This window comes from Bradyrhizobium sp. NBAIM14 (genome assembly GCF_020193895.1).
Classification (GTDB): Bacteria; Pseudomonadota; Alphaproteobacteria; order Rhizobiales; family Xanthobacteraceae; genus Bradyrhizobium; species Bradyrhizobium yuanmingense.
In genome coordinates this window covers 1-22,901 of sequence record NZ_JADYVQ010000034.1, presented here as the reverse complement: position 1 = coordinate 22,901, position 22,901 = coordinate 1, and the positions used below count along the sequence as shown (strand labels likewise).

Here is a 22,901-nt window from a genome sequence, read left to right as displayed (position 1 = left end):
CGAGCACAAATGCACCCAATCCACTGGCAGATCGGTCTGTCTGCCAGTTCGCCCTAGACTTAGCTGGGCCGTCGCCGACAAACGGCAGCGGCATGTTTAGCGTTGAGTGATAGTCTCACGTCTTACAGTTTTTCATCGGCCGCAGGATTGGCAAGCCATGCGCCATTTAAGGAAAGAAAGCATTGTTCTCAGCTCTCACACTTCGCGCGCTCTCGTTCAAACGCACCCCATTGTGGCGCTTGCTCAAGCTGCAGATTCCGGCCAGCCGAACATTCAGTGCCTCCTTGCGATTAAAGATCGGCCTGCTTGGCATCATCGCGGTCATTGCGACCGGCGCGATCTGCCTGGTCGGGTTGAACCACGCGGCGCAGGTCCAGGGTGATGCGGACGAGGCCGCTCGCGTTCGTGACCGGTTTGCGGCGCTCTCCCAGAGCTTTCTGGAATCGCAACATGTGACGACCGAATTCCTGCGTCGGCGCGACGAGGCAATGATTGAGCGCCATGCCGAGCTGCTCAAGCACGAAATGGCGATGCTCGGCGACATCGAAGGCATTGCGGCGCGATTGCCTGAGGGCGATCCTCTCAAGAGCTCTTCCGGACTGCGGAGCGGGATCGACCTCTACGCCGCTCGCTTTCAGAACATCGTCTCGGCCGAGCGCGCGCTTGGTTTTAACGCCGAGGAGGGGCTCCAGGGCGGGCTGCGCACGGCCGAGCTTCAGCTGGAAGGGCGGCTTGCCGAGCTCGACCAGCCAAGGTTGACCGTTCTCATGGAGAGGATGCGCGGGTATGAAAAGGATTTCATGCTGCACGGCGAAGAAAAATACGGCCAGGATTTTGACAAGTCTGGCGCCGAATTCGCCGGGCTGCTGGCCACCTCAGATCTCTCACCGGGTATTCGCCCCGAACTTGAGAGGCTTCTCAAGTCCTATCAAGCCGCATTTTCTGCCTTCATGTTGGTCCAGCAGTCGCTGAACGAGGAGATGGAGGATATTGCCAAGGTTTATGGCAGCCATCGACCGGCATTGGCACAGGCAATTGCAGAAGCCGATCGCCGAAGCGCCGCGGCTGGCTTGCGCGCGGCAAATGCCCGCGATCTCCTGTTTTGGCTGGTGGTTGGGGCGATGGGCCTGGTCGCGACGTTTGCGCTGCTGTTCGGCCGTCGCATTGGCGGTGCCATTTCACGTATGACGGTGGCGATGCGTCAGCTTGGTGCCGGTCAGTTCGAGATTGTTCTGCCGGGTCTTGATCGTAAAGATGAGATCGGGGACATGGGACGGGCGGTCGAGGACTTCAAGCAGGGCATGCGCCTGAAGGCTGAGCGCGACCTTGCCGAACAGTTGGAACGCGACCGCCTGCAGGGCGAGCGAAGCCGCGCGGAGCTAGAGCGGCTTGCTGATGCGTTCGAGGCGGCCGTCGGTAACGTCATTCAGACGGTGGCTAACGCCTCCCGCCAGCTTGAAAGTGCGGCTCTTGGCCTCACTCAGTCGGCCAAGCACACGACCGGCGTTTCGAGCCACGTCTCGGCAGCATCCGACAGCGCCTCTTCCAATATCCAGCTCATTGCTGCCGCGACGGAACAGATGATGACCTCTGCCTCCGAAATTGGGCGGCAGGTGCAGGAATCCTCGAAGATTGCGCTGGAGGCGGTCCGCCAGGCGGCGCAGACTGACAGGCAGATCTCCGAGCTCACTGATGCGGCCGAACGGATCGGCGACGTCGTTCGGCTCATTGCGCAAGTGGCACGCCAGACCAACTTGCTTGCGCTCAACGCCACGATTGAAGCCGCACGTGCGGGCGAATACGGCACCGGCTTTGCGGTGGTCGCGCAGGAAGTCAAGGCTTTGGCGGATCAGACTTCTGATGCCACCTCGCAGATTGCTGCGCAAATCGGCGCGATGCAGTCGGTCGCCCGCAAATCGGTGATTGAAATCGTTTCCATTAGCGCAACGATCGACCGCATCTCGCAGATTTCGGGTGCTGTGTCGGAGTCTGTTGAACAGCAGCTGTTGGCAACGCGCGAGATTGCGCACAACATCCAGCAGACCGCCGCGCGAACCTCGGAGGTTGCGAGCGGAATGAGCCAGGTCGCCCATGGCGCCGCAACCACGGATACAGCGGCAGGCGGCGTCCTGCAGTCGGCGCAGGCGCTGTCCAAGAGCAGTTCTGAGTTGACCGCTGAATTGAGCCGCTTCATTGCATCCTTGCGACGAGCGTGAGCGGCCCAAGCGGTCGAGCAGCCAAAATGTCCCTTGTGCAGGAACACTCAATGCAACCCGATGACCGGCGAGATGAAATGGCGCGAAAGAGCGGACTTGAGGAGATCGGTCCTACGAAATGCGCCGCTCGGACAATTCTGATGCCGTCCATGGGACGACGCATTGTGTCGGAGGGGCTCGGCACGGCGTTCCTTCTCGCTGCCGTGGTCGGGTCCGGTATCATGGCGCAGCGGCTCGCCGGCGGCAACGTCGCGCTCGCGCTTCTCTGCAACACCATCTCCACTGGTGCGATCCTGGTCGTCCTGATCCTGGTCTTCGGGCCGCTGTCGGGAGCGCACTTCAATCCCGCGCTGAGTCTGGCCTTGACCTTGCGAGGCGAACTGACGTGGCGAGCCCTGTGGGCCTATATTCTCGCGCAGATTGCCGGTTCGCTCACGGGGGTCTTTGCGGCACATTTGATGTTCGATATTCCGCTCTGGCAAGTCTCGCTCACACAACGAACCGGAGCAGGACAGTGGATCGCAGAAGCCGCCGCAACGTTCGGTTTGCTCGTCACGATCTTCGGCTGCGCGAGCCGAACTCCCGCTGTGGTTCCTTACGCCGTTGGCTTGTACGTAACGTCCGCCTACTGGTTCACCGCATCCACTTCGTTCGCCAATCCCGCGGTGACGATCGCACGATCGCTGTCCGACACCTTTGCCGGTATCGCTCCGAGTAGCGTTGTTCCCTTCATCATCGCGCAACTGATTGGGGCCCTTGCGGCCACAACGCTCGCTGCATGGTTATTTAGGAACACCGCCTGAAAGGGCGATGAGATTAGGAAGAAATCGTCATTGCGCTTTAGGTAATTGTTTGAGCATGATCTTTTCGCAAAACACTGCACACGCAGAATGAAGCGAAAGGGTCCGGCGCAGCTGACGTGATCGACAATCTCATTGACGTCAGTCGGCACGTCAATTCTGTCTTCTTGAACTTGCGCTCTGGCTGCTCCTCACACTTACCAACAGGTCGATCGTGCAGCCAATGAATGACGGGGAGGTCGTCGCCGCCCAGATGAGCACGCCACAGCCGCGGCGCCGGCAAGTTCCTGCATTTGGGAAGAAAACCGGAAGATCTTGAGCGCCGTTTGAAAGACGGCGCCCCGATGCCATGAAGCGTTGGTCGTTATGCGGGATGGTCACGCCAAGAAGGGTTGGCGCGATGCTGATTGCGTCACGTAAAGTGCTGAGCGGGGTATCGCCCAAGGCCGGCGTCTTGCAGTTCAGCTTAGGTTCAAAGGGAGAGTCAAGCTGCGGCGCGCTCGACGCAACTTGACCGATGTCACCAACCCGCTCGAAGTACGCCGATATTCTGGTGGTGAGCGTCGGGTCGGCGATAATCAAGGCAACCTATTCGACAATGACCGACTTAGACCTAGCGAGATTGCGTGGCTGGTCAACATCTGTGCCCATCAGCAACCCAGTATGATACGCCAAGAGCTGCATCGGAATGTCATAAACTATCGGAGTAAAGCTTGCCCCCATGTCAGGCAATACGATGGTCGCGAGCGAGTTCACAGAGGCCGCCTCGGCTCCCTTTGGATCGGTTATTAGGATGATGTTGCCACCTCTTGCTGCAACTTCCTGCATGTTTGAGACCGTCTTTTGGAACAGCGAGTCGGAAGGGGCGATCACCACGACAGGCACACCATCGCTTATCAACGCAAGCGGACCGTGTTTAAGCTCGCCCGCAGCATAGCCGTCGGCGTGGATATAGGCGATTTCTTTCAGCTTCAGCGCTCCTTCCAGCGCCAGCGGAAAGGAGCTGCCGCGACCGAGACATAGCACGCCACGCGACTTGGCGACCTCCCGCGCGAGCTTCTCGATTTGCGGTTCGGTTGCAAGTGCAGCTGTCATCAGGCGAGGAACTTCGAGCAACTCCTGTACGAGCGTGGCCTCGGTGGCCCGGGATAATTCACCACGCGCTCTCCCGTTGGCGATCGCAAGAGCCGCGAGCACGATCAACTGGCACGAGAAGGCTTTGGTCGAGGGGACGCCCATTTCGGGGCCGGCCAGCGTCTGCAGCACGGTCTCGCTCTCTCGCGCAATTGTCGAGCTCGGCACGTTGACTACGGAGAGCGTGCGCAGTCCCTGAGATTTGGCAAAACGCAGCGCAGCCAGCGTATCAGCCGTCTCGCCGGATTGCGAAATGAGGATGGCGAGATCGCGCTCGCGCAAGGGCGGTTCCCGGTAGCGTAATTCGGAAGCGACATCGACCTCGACGGGGATGCGGGCCAGCCGCTCGAACCAGTATTTGCCGATGTGGCCGGCATGGCGTGCGGTGCCGCAGCCGGTGATCAATATTCGGCCAATGTCATTGAAGTCGAATGGCAGCGTCTGAGGGAATGCGACGCGATCGGCCGACGCGTCGACATAGCGCGCCAGCGTATGGCCGGCGACTTTCGGTTGCCTGTGGATCTCCTTGAGCATGAAAGGACGATAATTTGCCTTTCGGATGAGAGCCGGCGAGGCTCTGCATTTCAGTACCTCGCGATGGGCAATGACGCCTTGCATGTCGTAGATCGTGAAGGAGTTGCGGGTCAGAACGGCCCAGTCGCCGTCTTCCAAATGGGTAATGCGCTCCGTGAAAGGCGCAAGTGCAATCTCATCCGACGCCAGATACATTTCTCCGTCGCCATGGCCGATAGCAAGCGGCGACCCATTGCAGGCCCCGATCAATAAATCGTCGTAGCCCTTGAACAGAAAAACCAGCGCGAACGGACCACCCAGTTTGGGCAGCGAAGCCTTCACCGCGTCCTGAGGCGAATAGCCCTTGATCAAATGGGATTCGACTATGTGAGCGACTACCTCTGTATCCGTCTCGGAGGCGAATTGTGCACCCTTTCGTTCCAACTCGGCGCGCAGCTCAGGATAATTTTCGATTACGCCGTTATGAACGACCGACACATTGTCAGTCGCATGCAGATGGGCGTTCTTCGCGCTCGCCTTTCTGTGGCTGGTCCAGCGGGTATGCCCGATGCCGGTATGCCCCCACACCGGCGCGGCGCGCAGGCGGTTCTCTAACGCCTTGAGCTTGCCCTCGGCACGCTGTCGGTAGAAATGACCGCCTTCCAGCGTTGCCACGCCTGCAGAGTCATAGCCACAATATTCTAGCTGCTTCAGGGAAACGATTAATTGCTCGGAGACCGGACGGCGTCCCACAATGCCGACAATTCCGCACATGCAGGTCAATATGCTCCGCAACTAGCGTTGAACCACATCGTCTTTCGAGTCAGGCGGCAAGCTAGAGGGGTTGGCAGGTCAATGAATCCCCCCATTTGGCTAGCCACGGAGCTGGCAATTTGCATGCCAGTACCGAACGACTTTACAAGCTATTTGGGCCGGTTCCCGGACACGCTGCTAGACGTATATCATCACGCTGATCAAGCATTCCGGGGGACTTCTGCTGACGATGGCTCGGCGCCTAAATGGAGCCGCGGGGCCCAGAATGTTCGCTCACTCGGCCAGATACTGACATTCCCCATCGACCTCGTTGCCCGATCTAACATCGCTCCGGTGTGGTGAGTAGCCGAGAGGAATTCACATTCATCGTGTGATACATTCGGTCCACCCATTTCGCCTTGTTATTTTATCGGCGTGGTGGAAGCCCGCGAAGAGGGCGCTGCCGCGCAGTCGCCGGCTGATCATATTCAGCCGTGTGTGGATCAAGACGTGCATGTGCGAAATTCGACAAGACCGCAAGTATTCCGCCGTACGGCGTGAAGTGGTTGTTTTGTCCGCCTGCTACGCAAGTGGCATAAGCCGTTTGTGGCACGCACTTTGCTGAGGTCCTGCGCAAACTCGTTTCAATGTGGCCGTCTGGCAGATAGCGCAGCCCGGAGTTCATATGGCCCTTGCTCGGCTAATCACATCAAGGCCATCGACAGGCCGTGAATTGAAAGCCCGCCGGGTGCGGCGCGATTGCCTTTGTCGTTCGTGCTGTACAGCACTTGGCCCTTATTCACGCCCTGAGAGTGGTAGCGATGCTTAGGAGTGCGCCGAGCATCACGGACGGCAATCGGCAATCATCGAACGCGTGCCCACCATCGCTCATGTTCTCGGAGCACCCTCACCGATGTGTTCCCTTAGGGCACGAGGCGCTCTGCGCGTTTGGTGTGAGCATTTTCGCCGAGCGATGTCCATCAGCTAAGGGGCCAGCGCAAGTGCGCCCTGGAATGCACTGAGGCGATCGTTGCCGACTCTCTTGGCTCAGAGCTGGCCACTTGGATTTTGATATGCCGCGACACGAGAAGGATCGAAAATGGCTGTTGTCCGATTTGTATTTGCCGCACTGAAGCCGGGTGTCAGCGCAGCGGAGTATGAACGCTTCGAACGCGAGGTCGACTATGTCGTCGCCAGTAAATTGAAGACTATCGTCAGCTATTCGACGCACCGCATCACGGAAACCGGCGTCGGCATATCAGGCGGGCCGTGGGACTATATCGAGCGCATTGAGGTGACCGATCGCAAAGCCTATCAAGCTGAGCTCGCCGTCGTCGGCAAGAAAATGCTCGAAGAACTCTACGAAAAATATCTCGACAGATCTAAGACAGTTTCGGTCTGGTCAGAACGGATCGAAGCATGAGTCTCGCATCCTCACCGTTCCCAGCCAAAGTTGCGTTGTCCGGCGGTTCTTGCCCGTCACCCGAAGAAAAAACACTGGGTTCGTGCCAACACGGGGACGGCGCCTCGAGAGGCGCGTCCGTGTCCGACAGCGCGGCCCAATTCGATGAATTTGCAAGTCTGCACGAGAATATGACTGAATGGCCCCTTCAAAAATACATCGAAGTGCCGAGCGTACTAGAGGTGATGGGTGACGTTGATGGCTTCTCCATCCTCGATTTTGGGTGCGGCGCGGGGGCATATTCGCGAATACTTAAGCAACGCGGAGCAGCCTCTGTTGTAGGATATGATCCGGCGCCAGGCATGCTAAACTACGCGCGGCGTCGCGCAGAAAAAGAGGGGATCAATCTCTCCTTCGTCACTCATCTCCATGCCAACATGGCAGCCCAATTCGACTTGGTACTTGCATCCTATGTGCTGCCCTATGCCGCCACCAAAAGTGAGCTGGACAGCATGTGCGCCGAAATGGCCGAACTGTTGCGTCCTGGCGGGCGCTTGATATCGTTGTCCACTCATCCAGCTTACAATCCACATCCAAACTGGTACGAACCCTGTGGCTTCAGGCTCGTCGTAGACGATCCTGAGAACCCATATTTAGAAGGTGGGCGTATTAAGGTCGAGTTCTGCAAAAATGGAGAACAAGGCGGCGTATTTGCATGGCATTGGCCCGCTCCCTCTTTGGAGAGTTCATTAGCACAAGCCGGGTTCCGATCATTGAAATGGAGAGAACTGTTTGTGCCCACATGCGCCCGTATAGATCAGCTTCCCACGGAGCTACATGCATATCTCCAAAGCCCGCACGCGATCATCATTGAAGGCGTCCGTGTCCCACGCCATGCGGGGCGACACCCATGACGTTTGTACCATTCAGGAGCAAGTTGTTAGTCCCGTTCTCCTCAGCGGTCGCGGAAGGTCTATGCGGCTTTGACGAGCATGAATGGGATGCCCTCGTCGGTGATAACAATTTCTATAACAGCTACCGGTGGCTGCGAGCGCTCGAACATTCGCTCGGCGCAACGGACGTGCTTGCGGTCCGCGGGGCGGCCGGAGTCGTGGCTGCGTGCACGCTTTGGGAGGGAGACCAATCACCTGGTTTGTTCTTCCTGCCAGATTGCATGGCTGGAATTCCCGGCCCTTGGCAACAAAGTTTTCTCTGGCTGGGTGGTCGGCGCAACACCCACAACGAGATACCCTGCATTCAGGGCAGGCGAAGGTATGAGGCTTTAGGCGAGTTGGGACGCAGCGCTCTAAACTATGCTCAGGAGCGGGGATATGCCGGCGTTGTAGTGCCGTACATGCCCTACCCGGCGGCGGTGGAATTCGCGGAGCACATTGGGGGTACGGTCGTTTTGCATTCTGCCGAAGCGTATCTAGAAGTGCCGGATACAGGGGTAGCCGGGATGATGGCGGCCTCGTGCGCGCATGATCGTAATCAAAGCAAGTCTGAAGTCGCGGCGTTCCGGCGAGCCGGGGGGAAGATCGGATGGGCCTCAGCCGAAGAACTCGATGACTCCATAGTCGCTGATCTCATAACCCAAAACAGGTCTCGACACGGAAGCACCCAGGGTCGCGACTGGATGGAAAGGATACTCGCCGGGCAGAGAAAGGCGGGTGTGTCGCAGTTCGGTGCCGCAGCAATTTCCGAGTGCAACAACGAGATAACCGGGCTTGCTGTTTTCTATCGCTTTGGAACGGCACTTCACTTGCGCTACTTCGGGGCAGACTACAGTCGCGATCTCAAGGATTACAGATATTTCGTCTTATGCTATTACGAGCCCCTCGATTACGCTGCGGCGCGCGGTCTCACAACATTGCGGCTTTCTACCTCCTCGTTACGTGCGAAAGTGAACCGAGGGGCAAAGATCGAGCCGCAGGCGATCGTCATCAAGTGCGTTGGTGAACAGCACATCTGCGGCTCCGACGTCAAGCGGCACAATCTGCGTATGATCAGACAATATCAGAATCAGTTCGCAGGCCATCTTTGCAGGGATTGGGAGTTGGTCGAGCGTTTGCTGGGTGAGTAACTGCGAGATTGAGCAAGATTCGCCGAGGTCTTTGGTCGGGTACGGTGCCCCTCGGCCTAACGCCAGGACTTCGACTGAAGATGCCGCGCTGGTTCTTCAAGCCGGAGCACGACGAAGGCACACTCAAGCAAAAACTGCTGCGCACATTCTGGGATACGGTGCCCGATGACGTCATGACGGCTGACTCCGGGTCTCGAGGGTCGGCAGCGAGCGCTTTTGTGGCACGAAAATTCGCGAGATTTCCGAACGAAACTGGGTAGAGCACGGCAGTCCCGACGACACTCCCGCGTGGCGAGTTGATGGAATCCAGCCTAAGCGAGTTTTCCGGCTTCAAGCAGTGCTTCCTCTCGAGAGGACGTCGGCGCGGCCGGACCTTTTTATGAATTTGGCAAGACGAGAGCCAGACTCGCCGCCAACGATGTCGCCGCCGAGGTCGCCAAACGCAACGAGCCCAAGCTGCGCGCGCGCCTGAAGCCGGATGCGGCCTCGCTCGCGCAGCTGCTCGGCGAGCGGGTCTTCGCCTTCGCCGGAATCGGCGATCCCCAGCACTTCCTCCGCACATTGGAGGCCAGCGGCATCGAAGTCGCGCGCACGCGCCGCTTCGACAATCATCACATGTTCTCGCGCGAGGAACTCGCCGCGCTTGCAGCGGAGGCACAGCGCGAGCAGCTCACGCTGGTGACGACGAAAATGATCTTGCGCGCCTGCATCGCAGCGATGGCGTGCCCTACCGGCATCGTCCCATTCGCTGTCCAGCTCGAATTCGACGACCGGGCCAAGCTGCGGCAACTGATCAGCGACCATCTCTACAAGGCCCGCGAGCGGCGTTTTTCCAGACGCTGATCTCGTCCGGTGGGCAAAGCGAGGCGTGCCGACCAACTTCGTTTCGCACTCGCTAAAGCTACCGCTTCAGCAGACAGTCATGCTCACCACACCCCAACGACCATCATTCCTATGATGGTCAGGCACGAGACGCAGGTCACCGTGAAGGTATAGCATTCGGGTGTGTTCATCGCTGTCTCCCAGACTGTTGAATTGCTTGGCCACTACCACGCGGGAGAGATTGCCGGTCTTGGCTGCTTCAATGCGGCGCGCCGCGATCGGTCTTGCGGTATGCCGCCGCCCTCTCGTCGTCACTCTGATCCGAAATAAGGTAGTCCGCTTCGAGTGCTTCAAAGCGTTCAGCTGCGATCAGAAGCTGCTTGCGCATTTCAGCGAGACGGGCGCGGCAATATTCGCGATAGAGCAAGTCCAGTATGATGGGCATGATCACCCCCATCGATTGACTTTGAATTGACAGATATTCCACCGCGGATTTTCGAGGTGATCGTCGCCCGTCAGATGGCTCTTCGATATGAGCCCGTTCACAGACTGCGCCAATTCCAAAGCTCAATGGCCGTTTGGTTGACTTGATTGTCTGTGCGATAAAAAAGAACAGGGCTAATTACCTAACAGGAAGTTTAGCGGCACTGTGTTTCAGCAAGACTTCGTCAAACAACTTAAGGGCGCCGGACCGCGACGAAAATTCCAACCACAAAGCGAAATGACTTACCTCGGAGTGCAAGCACGATTCGATGCAACGCGGATCGACGCGACTGCCTGAAGCAGGCGATCGATCAGAAGGTCGTTGGGGAGTCCAGGAGGAGTTTCATCAAGAGGTGCGTAGGCGGAGATACCACGGAGCAGTGAACCGGTTCGAAAGGCCGGTCGGGGGGCGGTGCTTGCTCTGCGCAAGCGAGAGATCACACCTTTCGTTGATCAGGCTTAGGCGTGATCGGGTGCTCCCGTGAGACGGCGGCAAGGCTGCCAAGCATCGTTCAGATGATCGGATTATGTCGGGTTAGGATGCGAGCCGGCGGCTCCGAATTCCAGCGGGGCTGCGCGTTTGTCGTTAGGCGCCATTGAGGTCGTTTACTTGGTATCACGTCGATAAGGGCCGTGACTTCCTCTCCCGCTGCATCACCCGGTGGTGTCTCCGCTCCAGCAATGCTTCCGGAGCAATTCCATGATTCCGACCACGCGGATCGAGCATTTTAGGGTCAGCTACCGCCGCCGAGATCCGTGAGGTGAACAAGGTTGTACCTCAAACCAGTCCCCTAGCTGAAATAGCTCAAGGAAGATCACCTGAGGCCTCCGTTGCCGGATTGCTCGAGCTCGATACTTCTTCGTCGCTTAAGGCGCTGCCTAACCGTTCCGGCGCCACTCTCCGCCTTGAGCAGCAGCAAAGGAATTCCCGTGTGGGGCCAGCAGATCGTTGCTGAGAGATCTGCTGATGGCACGAGAATTGTTGCCATAAGCGGAACTGCCGCCTACGATTTAGGTCTGGCCCTGACCGCGAAGATCACCAAGCAGCAGGCGCTTCCTCGTAGCCAACAAGCTTGTCAGCTTTGTCAGCTTCTGGGCAAGCCTTGTCTCCTTCGCGGCCAGCGCCTCCACCGGCTCCTGGCGCTTGGTCGCGTCGAATTGACTCAGCGCGCGACGCTCTCCTCCAACTGAGCACGCCGTCGCTCCATCTTCGTGCACGTGAAGTTCCTGTCCCGGCTGTTCACGGCATTGAACTTGCTGCCATCGGTGGCGGCGCCTCGTCGTTGCCAATAAGTCCATCTCTTGGCAGAGTTCGAGGAGCAAAGTGGGGGCGCGACGCTGCCCGCTGGCTCCGCAACCTCGAAGCGCATCTCAGCCAAACCGAGCGAATCGAGAAATACGTCGATCACCCGAACAGGGCCGCTCTCGTCAATGGCGTCATCGAAGTATTCGGGCTAAGCGTTCGCTTTCCAGGATCTACTTCTTCATGAAGCGCCTCATCAATTACCCCGGAAAATCACAGGAGAACATAACAGCAGCCCAGTGTTGTCACTGCCAGGACTCGTTGCCGACATTCGCGGAAAAGCGCGCCGGTAACGAAGTCTTTGACTGGCGCTACACATTTAGAGGACTCCACATGAGGGGACTACCAACCTCATTGAAAGCGCGTTGGCCAGCGCGTTCCGGCGCACCGTTCAAGGGATGTCTTTCGAACAAGGCTCGCTACGATCCTCAAGCTCGCCGAGGCCGCCGAGAAAAGCTGCGTCGCGTCGATGGCCACAACCAGTTGACGCAACTCTCCCGCGTTAAATTAGCCAACGGGAATCGAAGTCGCAGACCCGACTCAATCCACTGTCGCCTAGCCCGCTCCGGCACCAACATTCGGCGATAGCACTTTAACCCACGATAAGTCGCACCTTGGATCGAAAGACAAGTAATCGCAAGTTAGTTCTTCACCCGGCTGTACGTCTCGGGCTGTGAAAATTCGGCAATGATCGTCTTGGTATGTGTTTGGTTGATTGCTGTGATTCATGAAACGAGCGTTGTCAGCATTGTACTCTAAAACACCATCATCAACGTCGAGGTCTCTTGGATAGGCGTGCTTATCAAGTAAAGCTTGAAATGTTCGAGGTAAAGTTGCGTACTGTTCAGGTGTCACGGCAATGTCAACGATTGGGTTATGAATCCAAATCAATGCACCTTTAGGCAAAAGAGTAGCGGAGAAAAGTCCAATACCGCCAAACTGGTCTGGCTTCAAAATAGTTTCAACGATCAACACTGACATATCTCCCCAAAGTCGCTAGCACCCTGCAAGCTAACTAACCTGAGCCGTGCAATCTCCTGCATAAATTGGTGGGGTCGTTTAATCGCGTCTCGGTCACAACCTCGATTTTTTTTCAATCTGTGCATCCCTTTCGGTAGCGGCTGCTACCGATGAGGATCTCGGCTGTCGCTCCACGAGGAGATGCTGCAGGACTGGCGCCACGGTTCACCTTCCGCGGCAGCGACGTCGTGGCGATCCTGGAAAGCGCCTGCAAGGAATTGGGGTTCCCGGCAACGATCCGCGTCGATGAAGGCAGCGAGTTCGTGTCGCGCGATCTGGACCTCTGGACCTACCAACGCGGTGTCACGCTGGACTTCTCCAGCCCGGTAAGCCAACCGACAACGCGTTCATCGAAGACTGCGCCTTCCGGGTCGAATGCCTCAACACGCACCGGTTCCTCAGCCTTGCGGACGCCCAAGAAAAAGTGGAGACTACAACGAAGAACGGCCCCATGGCGCCATCGGCAGCAGATCGCCGATTTTGCTGCAAAACCACGTCGGCGCATCCAGCCCGGATGGTCCAAAGGTCGGCCTCGCTGCATCAACCCGAGACTGTAAGCGCTGCTGGATGAAAGTTGAGTGGCAGGTGCGGGACGATTCCACGGCGTATCCAAAAACGCCGACGCGTGACCGATCTGTCGCTGGCGCCGCGTTCGTAGAGCTCGTGGTGATCATCGAACGCTTCCGCTGCGACGCCGTCGTGCGGACGCCAGATCTTCACTGAGCGTTTCGCCGACGGGATATTGGCGTCATCCGCGCGACGCACGGCGCGGCTGGACTCCATGGTCCAGCATCTCGGTCTGGTGCTTAGCGGGTGACGGACAGGCCTTTGCAAAACGGCTGATGCTGCCAGAAAGCAAGGACAAGCCTGTGGGTTTGTCCGACGCCCCAGCTGTTCGCAGGCCGATTTTCTCAAGATCATCGCCAAACTCACCAGGCCCGGCTGGGGGGCATGAACGAATGGCTATGTTCTCCGCGTGGAGACCCCAGAGCGGAGCTGAACGCAGGATAGACTTTCATTTTCCTAAATAAGGCTCACCTCAAGGGATCACGGCCAGCAGTTAATCGAACCATCGACCAGTGCCTGCCTTATTTGTTCGGCCCGTTCCTTGGACAGCTTCTCGGCCAAGCTGTGGTCCTTTAACAGCGCCGGCCCCTTGCGTTCTCGATCATAAACCATCCAGCCGGTGGTCCCCCTTCGAACGAGGAACCTGGACTGTTGCGGAGGTAATTCGTGGATCAACAGTTCCTCCTACATTGACCTGTTACGAAATCGCGTCGGGTGTCCCAAGGAAAGACGACACTCGTGTCACGAAAATACGCCGCGCCCTTTATGCCTGAGCCGGGACACTGAAATTTCCCACGCAACAAACGCACTGCACGCCCTGTGCCACTGGCCGAGGCATCTTTCGATGCGGCGTTCATCTATCCTCACCGCCGCAGACGGGGACAAGCAAACGCCTCGTGAAATTGATCCCTCGCCCGAGGCCAGACGGGCCTATGACCCCGGCCGGGTGGCCGGATCGGCCGTGAAGGCTTGGATCAGCTAAGGCATAGATTTGGTGCTGCGATCGTCAATTTAGGCCGGCAGGAAGTCCGAAACGCCTCGCCGGCTTGCGTAAACGAGCTTTGGTCTACGACTTGTCTCGGATCAAGTGCGACGTGAAGGCGTTCACACATGATGAACGATATGACTTAGATGGAGGTAGCAGTTTCGGTCGAGATCGCCGAAAGTTGGTGACGGCGGGAATCGAAAAGGCGGCATATCGTGGGTGCTTGACGCCTCCACTTCTTCACCGAAGGACCGATATGCCCTATCCAAAGACAACATTATCAAGTTGATTCCGCCAGGAACCGTCGCCGATCAACTCACAAAAGTCTTGCGCAACTGGGCACGTCCATCTCGCTCAGGCGATCGAAGCCGAGGTCGCGGACTATCTCGGCAAGCATCCCGATTTGAAGGACCGCGGCCGGCCACCAGCGCATCGCCCGGCACGGTCACCTGCCAGAGGGGGAGGTGACGACCAGTATCGGTCCGGTCGCTATCCGCCAGCCGCGCGTGCGCGATCGCCAGGGGGTCGCCTCCGATTCCCGACCGCATCCGGTTCTCACCGTCGATGATCCTTCCACCCTACATACGCCGTTCGAAGTTGATCGAGACGCTGCTGCCTATCCTTTACCTGAAGGGGATCTCGACTGGCGACGCCTCGGAAGCGCTGGCTGCGCTGCTCGGCAAGGATGCTGCCGGATTGTCGGCCTCGGCGATCGGTCGCCTAGGGATGGCTAGCTCGACGAGCACACCGCGTGCCAGAAGCGCGTCGGCGAAACGCTACGTCTACATCCGCGCTGATGGCCTCCATCTCGAGGCCCGGCTCGAGGACGAAAAGCAGTCACGCGTGTTCAACAGGGCGCCGGAAGCAGCCTCTTTACTCCGAGGATTTCCCCTGTCTCGGGACTTGAGGAGGCCCTGATTAATGGCAATGCTGTAAAACGCAACGGCAATAACACCGTAGGTGTTCTTCGCAGCTTGGTCCCGGCTCTCGGCAAAGATCAAAGGGCGATGGCTATGCGGCTCGCCGAGGAGCCGCACAGCGATGATGGCGCAAGTTAATCGGGCCGAGTAGCGCTCTCCCGCACAGCCGGTCCCGAGCCAAGCACGCAATCGTCGCTGGAGCAAGCTATGGCCCATTAACAAGCCCAATACCGGACCTATGTGGACGGGCTGCTAGCGTCGGGAGTGTGCGCGGCGTCTACTCTCGTGGGTGATGGATGAGCCGAACGTCATTGGGCCCCCCCGGCCCCAGGAGGGCGGTGTAGAGCTCGCCGCGAATGTTGTATTGCTTTTCCGGCTGCGCCGCGTCCGGCAAGAGGCCCCAGCGGCCGAGCTTCGAACGCATCGTGTCCGAGGCGGGTTGGGTGCCGTGCGAAAAATTCTCGGGAACAGCGAATGATGCAGCATAAATTTCGCGGGCCGCCGGGGATGTCCTGTCAGCCCTGGAGGACGCCGGGGCGGCTTGCTGCATCGAACGTCCAAGCAGCGCTGGTGAGACTCGATTCGCTGGCTGTGCGCTGGGCTGCGGAACGTATTCCTGTCGAGATCCGAGAGGAATGGCAGGGCCTGGCGCATTGAGTGGGGTGCTTGGCCTCATCGCCGCCGCGGGCACGAATAGCGCCGTGTAGCGGTCATTGTGAACGATAAAGCTGTTTGGTCGGCTGTCCTGACTCGGCGGGATGCCGCTACCGTCAAGCGCAGCCGACGCGTGCTGGTTGCCCTGCCTGAAGTTGAAGGGATGGACAACCGCTCCTAAATTCAGGGTCTGCTCATGGCGCGCGGTTGGCTCGAGAGACGATGATGGGCCGGCGTCTTGCACCATCGCCCACAGCTGATCCTGATCGTAACCTTCCTCAGGAAGGATCAATGGTGAACCGACCGCTGGCCCGAAAGGCGACGGTGCGCCGGCGTTTTCCATCAGCACACGAGCCATTGAATTGCCCGGCTCGCTCAGCTGGCGCTCAATGGCATCCAGTTCCGCATGGCTTAGCGTCCTCTGCCTCTTCGCAGGCCTCAACTGCCCGCTGTAATCCTCACCCATGAGGGGCGCGTGACTTGAAAGGGGGGCGCTCCCGGTCAGCTCGTTCGGAGCCGGCTGGTAGCCGTCGCTCCAGTTGAAGTGACGAACGGCTTCTCCGAGATCCGGTGCTTGGTGATCGTGCGCGGTTGGCTTGAGAGACGATGCTAGGACGGATTCGCCGATCATCCCTCGCAGCGAATCCTGATCGTGACCTTCCGCAGTCAGCTCGCTCGGCCAACTCGAAGCCTCCCGCGCGTTGTGCTGCGCAGCGACGTGCCCGACGCCTCTGGTGACTGCGTCTTCGGGATGAGGACCGCTGGCCCCAAGTTCCAACGCCTCGGTAAGTCTACGGTCTTCGTCAGGCAGATGAGGATAGTAGCGATCTGGAGAAACAGGAACCCCTGCGACGGCAGTGGTATCAAGCTGCGGGACTTCATCCAAGTACGGCTCAAACTCCGCTTGCTGCTGTTGCGGTTGTGTCACCGCGTCGTTGTAAGCAGCCCGGTCGAATGGGTTGATGCTGTTAAATGGGTCCATATCCCCTCCCTTTGGGTCGGTTCGCAATCCTGAGCAGATCCGCTCTCTGTTCTCCCTCTATTAGGATCAGCTGTCGACAAGCTGACGCGCTTGGAGACTTGAGTGAGCCAAAATGGCCAATCCGACTGCCACACTCACCCGAGGCACGCGCCAAGGATCGCCGGATTGCATTTTTCCGAAACACTGGCTGGGTGAGTCGGAGCTGGCACCAACAGATTCTATTTCGTGGAGTAGCATCATAGGGCCTACTAAAGTGTGTACTGAGCTGCGAAGTGTTCTGGACGATGCGTCTGGATGGTGCCCGAACCGAGGCGGACCCCTCCGATGAAGGCATGCCTTGCCAAGAAGGTCTTAATTCTGGCGGCAGAGGGTGAATCGGATCCCGGCCATCTTGGCGCGTGTCGCGGTGGGACAGTGCAGGAATCCTTTGCGGCTGCGACCGATCTGAAGGAGGACGCGACGTGCGACATGTGCGGTCGCCAGGAGGGGCTTGAATTGATGCACTCGCAAGGCATCATCCATCGAAACCCCGGTCATGGTTGGTTCGTCGCGCGGCGAAGTGAATATGTCAGCGCCACGGTTGCGCCGGGCGCTCTCGGCAAATCGTCGCTCATCATTACCGAAATGCTCTCGATGGTCTCAGGCCAGGCGTTACTCGGCACGGCTTCAGAGCAGCTTCGCGTCTGGCACTTCAACCTCGAAGACCCTGCCATGGAAACGACGCGCCGCATACAAACCACCGCTAAGCAGTTTGAACTCTCTGAACATCATCTTGGTGATCGGCTGTTTGTCGATCACGGCCGCGAACGCCCCCTCGTCATCGCCAAAACGGAAGGCCGCGACACCGTGATCTGCACGCCAGTCGTGGACGCGCTGATTGCAGAGATCGAAGAGCGCGGCATCGACGTGGTGATCGTCGATCCGTTCATTTCGTCGCATAAGGTTCCGGAGAACGACAATAACGCCATCGACATGGTGGTGAAGGAATGGGACAAAGTCGCCGACAAGGGCAATTGCGCCGTTGAGTTGGTCCACCACGTTCGGAAGGGCGAGCAGGAGGTTACGGTGCAGAGCGCGCGCGGCGGCGTCGCGCTGACGGACGGTTGCCGCTCCGCCCGCGTGCTCAATAGCATGACCGAAGCTGAAGCTAAGAACGCAGGCGTCGATCATCATGGATTGTATTTCTCAGCCTATGCCGACAAGGCCAACCTAACCGAGCCAGCCGACAAGCGGGATTGGTTTGAGCTGGTTTCGGTCGATCTCGACAACAACCCGTTGAGCCGGGTCAGCGGCAATCCGTTCGATCATCTGAAGGGCGACGATATCGGCGTTGCGACGCGCTGGGAGCGGCCTGACCTGCTGGCCGGGGTTACGGCGTCGGATTTTGAGCGGTGCGCGCTGGCGATCAAGCAGGGCCAGTGGCGGGCCGACCAACGGGCGGACGGCTGGGTTGGCATCGCAGTCGCGAAAACGCTGGGTCTCAGCCTTACCGACAAGCAGGACCGGGCTAAAGTCGTGGCGCTGCTCAAGACATGGCGCGAGACGGGCGCCTTGGTCGAGGTCGAGCGGCCTGATGAGCGCCGCAAGCCGAAGAAGTTCATTGAGGTGGCCGACGACGACTAGGGGCGCTGGCTGCTCCAGTTGACCGGAGCAGAACCGGAGCGACTGGCGCACCTGATCTGCTCCGCTCCAGTTAAATCCCTTTAGGGATTAACTGGAAGTGGAGCAACAGATCGGGGGCTGGATGACTGGAGCAGATTGGGCGTCGGAACGAGAAATCAATATAGGGGCGCGCGCCGCACCTTGGCTGGCCGAGACAGGATGCCGTTTCTCGCCCCCTGAAGTGCCAAAATTGATCCAAAAATCGCTTGAAGGCATTCATCGTTTGATATTCAGTTGGCCTACCAAGAACTGGAGGGCCATCATGGAACTGGTAACGGTACATTTTGACGATCCCGCCTTAGCGAGTTCGATCTGCATTGCTGTCGAGAGCGCCGCTCCAAACGCGTCGATCCATCATTTTACCGGCGGACTGAAGCCTGAAGCGCCCCCGGCGGCGGCAGGCGACTTCGATCCGCAGTTGATTGAGCGGCTGGTAAAGATCGTTCAAACCGTGCCTAAGCACATCCGACTTGGCCTGCTGTACGGAGACGACTCATGCAGCATGTCTCACGGCGACGCGCGGTACAGCATTCGGCCAGAGACCATCGCCCTTTCGCGCAGGCTCAAACCCCTCTTCCCACATCTCGCCTCGCCCATTGACGCGCTGGTTGTGCGACGGCGCGAGTACTTTTTTGAAGGAAGCTACAAGGGCATCCGATACATTCCGACCCCGCTCGGAGTGGCGGTGCGCGAGGCCTTGAAGGCTCAAGAGGTCGCGTAATCACATTCGCCGAATGCAAGTCAAAAGAAACGGGGCCGGTCTCCCGGCCCCGTATACCTTATCGAAGGTGAACCCTGACTGCCGAAAGCAGCAGCAGGAAAATCACCGGGTCAACTTCAACATGAAGCCAGATCATCGGATTGCTTTCCATGTCAGGCTCATAGCCACGAGCAGTTAAGACCGTGGTGGTGCACTCACCCTCGCTGACGTCCATCTGCGCAAACGGACGGTTTTGTCTTTCGCTGGCGCTGCTCTTGGCGTGGTTGGCGTGCGGGCTGTTCGAGCTTATCCACTCACTGCTGGACGAAGGGGCCTAGCTGGCAGGACCCGTACCGCGATCGGTCCCTCTCGCCGCGAAGGACATGAATGCGGCACGTACGATCCAAGATGCGACCAGCACTCCAATCGAGATAGCAACGGCAAAGTACCAAGGTTGGTAGAAAAGGGCACGACCATCAGAATAAGCGTTGCCAGCGTCAGGAGCTGGCTCTCTGCCATGTAGCTTGCAAAGTTGTGCATAATCGTTTCCCCCAGTTAGCGACTATGAGCTTCGCTGAACGCCAGAAGCGAGGCAACTGGTAGTCTGCGCGTCCGGTCGTCTTTGCCTTGTCAGGACACTTCATGACCCTTGAATTGATGCCTCGACTGGCTCAACTGACGAAGGTCCACGGCGCAATTTTGGACGCCGAAGACCTTGTGATCCAGTGCGCCACGAATGCCGTACAGCGCGCCGATCTGAAGATGCCTGTCTTGGATGCGCTGAAGCTCTTTGAATGGCTTTCGCGACTTCCTTATTCGATCACGTTGGACCCGAACGAATGTTTCGTAACGTACGATTACATGCCGCTATTGGCTCAACTCACCAAAGCCCACGGCATGGTCCTTCACGGCAGTGAGGTAATAGTTCAATGCGCGACCGCGACGGCGGGGTGGGCCGATGTAATGATGCCGGTGGAGGAGGCGCTCAAACTGCGTGGAGTACTTGCGACGATGCTGGATGCGTTCGCAACTCCAAAGAAGGCAAGCGTCGGACGGCACGAGCACGTTCTACGTTTCCCTCGACCAATCAGTTTGGTTGCTATTCTGGAGATTAAGAGATTTCATTATCGTGCCAATCGATACATGCAGGCTCTCAGCCGAGAGGAATTGGAGCAACGACTGCATGATGTAATAGCAAACGTTATCACGCTCGGTGATGACGGGAAATACACCTTGATAAAGCCAAGGCGGGATGGAATGCATTCGCCGACCCGCAATATTGATTTCCTGTCTCTCTATACTGAATTGGCCGAGGAATTTCTCATTCGCGGATTACTTGACGGTGAGAAATCAGCTAACCCGCCGGAAAAAATCAGGCGCTTAGCCGACGAAAGCTGGTGTCGTAGGGCGGATTGGGTGGATGCTTCCCAGTATTCTCGCGAAAGCTATTTTAATGCGCCAAAGATGCTCTTCAAATTTGGAAAGGCCGAGCACATGCGCGCCCTGTATGAAAGAGGCGAACTGCTTGTCCGGCCTGCCTCATATTTCGCAGGCGCCGAGGGCTTAGCACGTCAGGACAATGAACTGACGATGAGTTGGTATCGTGACGGGCGAAAGCTAGAGTTTTCTACTAGCGATTATTATTGTTGGTGCTGCGCTTCCGTTTACGACTATCGCTTGTTTATGGATTTCCAGAGCGACGCTTGTGTGGCAATAAATGACCTCGACAGCTTCATCGAGAGATTTGCGAAAGCAGTGGCGGCACAGGTGTCAGGCGTGGAACGCGTGCGTCTCATACCGGCGTACTACTACGACCCGCTTTCAGTTTCAGATGACCCGGTCGAATTCGCTGCCGTTCAAGATGAAGCAATCCAGTGCGCGAAGCACTTTCGGTTTGCATATCAGTGGGAATTCCGAGTTGTCATCACGCGGTCCACTCCCGCTCCCATGCAAGCATTCAAGCTTGATATGGGGTCGCTGCGGGACATCGCGGAGTTGGTCGTTGCGCCGGGTTCATGAGCGCCGAAACGGCAAGGAGTAATTGTGAAGCCAGAATATTTCCTGAGCGTGGTTGTCGGCCGAAATATTGATTTGCTCAGGGAGAAACCCGGTCGGCTGGCCTCGGCCGTGAACATCTTGCTTACGCTCGATGCATTTGTCGGAATTCTTCATGCAGCCTTGGTGGCCGCTGGCGTGTCCGTACCGGATAAAGACGATGAGTTTCGGGACGTTCTTGCAGCGCAAAATGAGGATTATCGCATCGTTCGCGATGCCGTGTTCGCAATTAAGCATGGTCAGTTAACTGGCAGAAAATCGCGGATTGTCACAAACTCCAAACAGATGGCGATTTACGGAGCTGTTTTTGAAGAAGCCGTTTTTCAGGACGGGGTTTTCGAAATGGGCGCAGCTCGCATTGAAGTTGACAGCACGAGCGTTGACGTGGTGGAAGTCGCCGAGCGTGTGATCACATTCCTGTATGAAATTCTAGAGCAGACAAGCGGCGGACAGCGCCAATAGTCGCTTTTGAAATGATTTAATCGAAGGGGAGAGTTGGTCCTATGCAGCAATTGGACACGAAAGCGAAACGTAGCGAGTTTCAGCAAAAGGCAGATAAACGCGCTCGTCACCATGCACCTCAAATCGAAGAGATCGTGCCGATCGTGATCGAGGCTGTCTACGAATTTGCTGATCCGGGGAGTGGAAGGCTAGCCGGACGTAGCGGCTGGGCGGCGTTTGGGGGCCGTCGCGTGTGGGGCGGCTACAAAAATAAGAAAATCGAGTTTCGCGAGGAAAATCGCCTCGGCCGCGCCGTTGCGCGGTTTGATAATGGTTCCTCAAAGAGCGAGGTGGAGCGACAAGTTCGCGGTTTTCGACGCCGAAAGTGAGGGCGGTGTTCGGACGAGGAGAGAAAACCTCATGCGTCCAATGGTGTAGGTCGGCTACAAATGTCCGAATAGCCATTGTAATGTTGCGCGGCCGACACCCTTCCAAGCTAAAGGCCCGTCGCTTGAATTGGGCCACCGGGACCGTCGCAAAAATCGTCGATAGCGCGTCGTCGAGGCCATGACGGATATCTCAGCGCCTCGTTATCCTGGAAGCCACGCAGAAGGGCGATCTCGACATAACGGAATGGCTAGAGTGGTTTCTCGATTGCCTTGATCGCGCCTTCGATCGCGCCGACGTCATTCTTGGATCGGTTCTCAGGAAGGCCCGCTTCTGGAAGAAGCATGCCGATCAAAGCTTCAATGACCGCCAGCGCACCATGATCGAGCGTCTGTTTGAGGGCTTCGAGGGCAAGCTCAACTCATCAAAGTGGGCCAAGCTGACCAAGTCCTCATAGGACACTGCCCTACGCGACATCGAAGACCTCGTTGCCAAGGGGATACTCGTGAAAGACCCTGCTGGCGGCCGTAGCACGACCTATTCGCTCTTGGATGGAGATGCGTGATAGACGGACGGAACTGGCCTCCGGCGATACAGCTATTTGTGCCCGTGAACTAAGGGCGCAAAGAGATTTGCCAGATCAGTATCACTAAACTTGTCGGGCTCTTGCGTGCTTTGGAATTCGAAAGGCACTATGACCTTCAAGCGTGTTCGAAACGGATACGTATTGGGTGCCAAGGAGACACTTGAAGTGTCCGTGACATGTTCGAGCGCGTCATCAAACGGTTTCAGGCGGCTCTCAGCAGGTAACGAGCTTTTCCACCACAACTCTCGCCGTCCCGATTGTTGGTGCAAGCCCTGGTTTCCAGTCGGGGGAGGCTTGGGGGGCTCTGCCGTTGCTCAAGCTGCTTCCGGAGGTGGACGGAAAATCCAAGTCCGATGACCCCTTTACAATCGGTGGGCTTCCAAAAGCTCCTCAAACGACAGCGTGTTGGGCTGGGGCGGGGGGTGGTTCCAGG

The 22,901-nt window shown here is 57.8% G+C and carries 17 protein-coding genes and 2 pseudogenes; 14 read left to right on the top strand and 5 right to left on the bottom strand.

What is annotated here, in order from left to right:
* The first annotated feature begins 182 nt into the window (after positions 1-182).
* Together I6F28_RS35775 and I6F28_RS35770 are read left to right on the top strand one after the other, a co-directional pair.
* Positions 183-2,216, top strand: coding sequence for a methyl-accepting chemotaxis protein (locus I6F28_RS35775; RefSeq protein ID WP_225130117.1), 2,034 nt, complete (start codon positions 183-185; stop codon positions 2,214-2,216).
* 140 nt (positions 2,217-2,356) lie between these two features.
* Entirely contained in the window at positions 2,357-3,019 is a 663-nt protein-coding gene (locus I6F28_RS35770) for an aquaporin (RefSeq protein WP_225130131.1), read from the top strand.
* Between the two features lie 150 nt (positions 3,020-3,169).
* Here the strand turns inward: I6F28_RS35770 and I6F28_RS35765 are convergent, their stop codons facing one another.
* Together I6F28_RS35765 and glmS are read right to left on the bottom strand one after the other, a co-directional pair.
* A complete protein-coding gene (locus tag I6F28_RS35765; RefSeq protein WP_225130115.1) occupies positions 3,170-3,598 on the bottom strand; it encodes a hypothetical protein in 429 nt (142 codons plus the stop codon).
* Positions 3,599-3,604: 6 nt separating this feature from the next.
* Positions 3,605-5,437, bottom strand: a complete 1,833-nt coding sequence (gene glmS / locus I6F28_RS35760; RefSeq protein WP_225130113.1) for a glutamine--fructose-6-phosphate transaminase (isomerizing) — start codon at positions 5,435-5,437, stop codon at positions 3,605-3,607.
* Positions 5,438-6,515: 1,078 nt separating this feature from the next.
* On the opposite strand from glmS, the gene I6F28_RS35755 reads away from it, so the two are divergent.
* From I6F28_RS35755 to I6F28_RS35740, 4 genes are all read left to right on the top strand, one after another.
* A complete protein-coding gene (locus I6F28_RS35755; protein ID WP_225130111.1) occupies positions 6,516-6,839 on the top strand; it encodes a RedY/HapK family protein in 324 nt (107 codons plus the stop codon).
* Positions 6,840-6,958: 119 nt separating this feature from the next.
* Positions 6,959-7,732 (top strand): class I SAM-dependent methyltransferase, encoded by a 774-nt coding sequence (locus I6F28_RS35750; protein ID WP_225130109.1) that lies wholly within the window; start codon positions 6,959-6,961, stop codon positions 7,730-7,732.
* A complete protein-coding gene (locus I6F28_RS35745; RefSeq protein ID WP_225130107.1) occupies positions 7,729-8,901 on the top strand; it encodes a peptidogalycan biosysnthesis protein in 1,173 nt (390 codons plus the stop codon). The genes I6F28_RS35750 and I6F28_RS35745 overlap by 4 nt, the downstream gene beginning before the upstream one ends.
* A 456-nt stretch (positions 8,902-9,357) precedes the next feature.
* On the top strand, positions 9,358-9,744 hold the full coding sequence (locus I6F28_RS35740; protein WP_225130129.1) for a tetraacyldisaccharide 4'-kinase: 387 nt from the start codon (positions 9,358-9,360) through the stop codon (positions 9,742-9,744).
* Between the two features lie 238 nt (positions 9,745-9,982).
* Here the strand turns inward: I6F28_RS35740 and I6F28_RS35735 are convergent, their stop codons facing one another.
* Entirely contained in the window at positions 9,983-10,210 is a 228-nt protein-coding gene (locus I6F28_RS35735) for a hypothetical protein (protein WP_225130106.1), read from the bottom strand.
* Between the two features lie 926 nt (positions 10,211-11,136).
* Here I6F28_RS35735 and I6F28_RS35730 point away from each other — a divergent pair.
* Positions 11,137-11,397: a hypothetical protein gene (locus I6F28_RS35730; RefSeq protein WP_225130135.1), complete on the top strand. Its 261-nt coding sequence runs from the start codon at positions 11,137-11,139 to the stop codon at positions 11,395-11,397.
* A 667-nt stretch (positions 11,398-12,064) separates the two neighbouring features.
* Here I6F28_RS35730 and I6F28_RS35725 read toward each other — a convergent pair.
* On the bottom strand, positions 12,065-12,490 hold the full coding sequence (locus tag I6F28_RS35725) for an SET domain-containing protein (RefSeq protein WP_225130104.1): 426 nt from the start codon (positions 12,488-12,490) through the stop codon (positions 12,065-12,067).
* A 191-nt stretch (positions 12,491-12,681) separates the two neighbouring features.
* Here I6F28_RS35725 and I6F28_RS35720 point away from each other — a divergent pair.
* Positions 12,682-13,042, top strand: a pseudogene (locus I6F28_RS35720) (integrase core domain-containing protein); the annotation flags it as partial.
* A gap of 1,258 nt (positions 13,043-14,300) precedes the next feature.
* A pseudogene (locus I6F28_RS35715) lies at positions 14,301-14,969 on the top strand (transposase); the annotation flags it as partial.
* A gap of 309 nt (positions 14,970-15,278) precedes the next feature.
* Here the strand turns inward: I6F28_RS35715 and I6F28_RS35710 are convergent.
* The gene (locus I6F28_RS35710) at positions 15,279-16,637 is read right to left on the bottom strand and encodes a hypothetical protein (RefSeq protein ID WP_225130101.1); all 1,359 of its coding nucleotides are present in this window, start codon (positions 16,635-16,637) and stop codon (positions 15,279-15,281) included.
* Positions 16,638-16,961: 324 nt separating this feature from the next.
* Between I6F28_RS35710 and I6F28_RS35705 the strand changes: the two genes are divergently transcribed.
* From I6F28_RS35705 to I6F28_RS35685, 5 genes are all read left to right on the top strand, one after another.
* On the top strand, positions 16,962-18,260 hold the full coding sequence (locus tag I6F28_RS35705; protein WP_225130099.1) for an AAA family ATPase: 1,299 nt from the start codon (positions 16,962-16,964) through the stop codon (positions 18,258-18,260).
* 97 nt (positions 18,261-18,357) lie between these two features.
* Positions 18,358-19,020: a hypothetical protein gene (locus tag I6F28_RS35700; protein ID WP_225130098.1), complete on the top strand. Its 663-nt coding sequence runs from the start codon at positions 18,358-18,360 to the stop codon at positions 19,018-19,020.
* Positions 19,021-19,641: 621 nt separating this feature from the next.
* Positions 19,642-21,018, top strand: coding sequence for a hypothetical protein (locus tag I6F28_RS35695; protein WP_225130096.1), 1,377 nt, complete (start codon positions 19,642-19,644; stop codon positions 21,016-21,018).
* Positions 21,019-21,042: 24 nt separating this feature from the next.
* Positions 21,043-21,516 (top strand): hypothetical protein, encoded by a 474-nt coding sequence (locus tag I6F28_RS35690; protein WP_225130094.1) that lies wholly within the window; start codon positions 21,043-21,045, stop codon positions 21,514-21,516.
* A gap of 41 nt (positions 21,517-21,557) precedes the next feature.
* The gene (locus tag I6F28_RS35685; protein ID WP_225130092.1) at positions 21,558-21,884 is read left to right on the top strand and encodes a hypothetical protein; all 327 of its coding nucleotides are present in this window, start codon (positions 21,558-21,560) and stop codon (positions 21,882-21,884) included.
* The last annotated feature ends 1,017 nt before the right edge of the window (positions 21,885-22,901 follow it).

Excerpts from the sequence above, each read along its gene's own strand:
- I6F28_RS35770 (WP_225130131.1), top strand. The coding sequence starts at position 2,357 with ATGCCGTCCATGGGACGACGCATTGTGTCGGAGGGGCTCGGCACGGCG.
- glmS (WP_225130113.1), bottom strand. The coding sequence starts at position 5,437 with ATGTGCGGAATTGTCGGCATTGTGGGACGCCGTCCGGTCTCCGAGCAA.
- I6F28_RS35755 (WP_225130111.1), top strand. The coding sequence starts at position 6,516 with ATGGCTGTTGTCCGATTTGTATTTGCCGCACTGAAGCCGGGTGTCAGC.
- I6F28_RS35745 (WP_225130107.1), top strand. The coding sequence starts at position 7,729 with ATGACGTTTGTACCATTCAGGAGCAAGTTGTTAGTCCCGTTCTCCTCA.
- I6F28_RS35725 (WP_225130104.1), bottom strand. The coding sequence starts at position 12,490 with ATGTCAGTGTTGATCGTTGAAACTATTTTGAAGCCAGACCAGTTTGGC.
- I6F28_RS35710 (WP_225130101.1), bottom strand. The coding sequence starts at position 16,637 with ATGGACCCATTTAACAGCATCAACCCATTCGACCGGGCTGCTTACAAC.
- I6F28_RS35705 (WP_225130099.1), top strand. The coding sequence starts at position 16,962 with ATGAAGGCATGCCTTGCCAAGAAGGTCTTAATTCTGGCGGCAGAGGGT.
- I6F28_RS35695 (WP_225130096.1), top strand. The coding sequence starts at position 19,642 with ATGACCCTTGAATTGATGCCTCGACTGGCTCAACTGACGAAGGTCCAC.
- I6F28_RS35685 (WP_225130092.1), top strand. The coding sequence starts at position 21,558 with ATGCAGCAATTGGACACGAAAGCGAAACGTAGCGAGTTTCAGCAAAAG.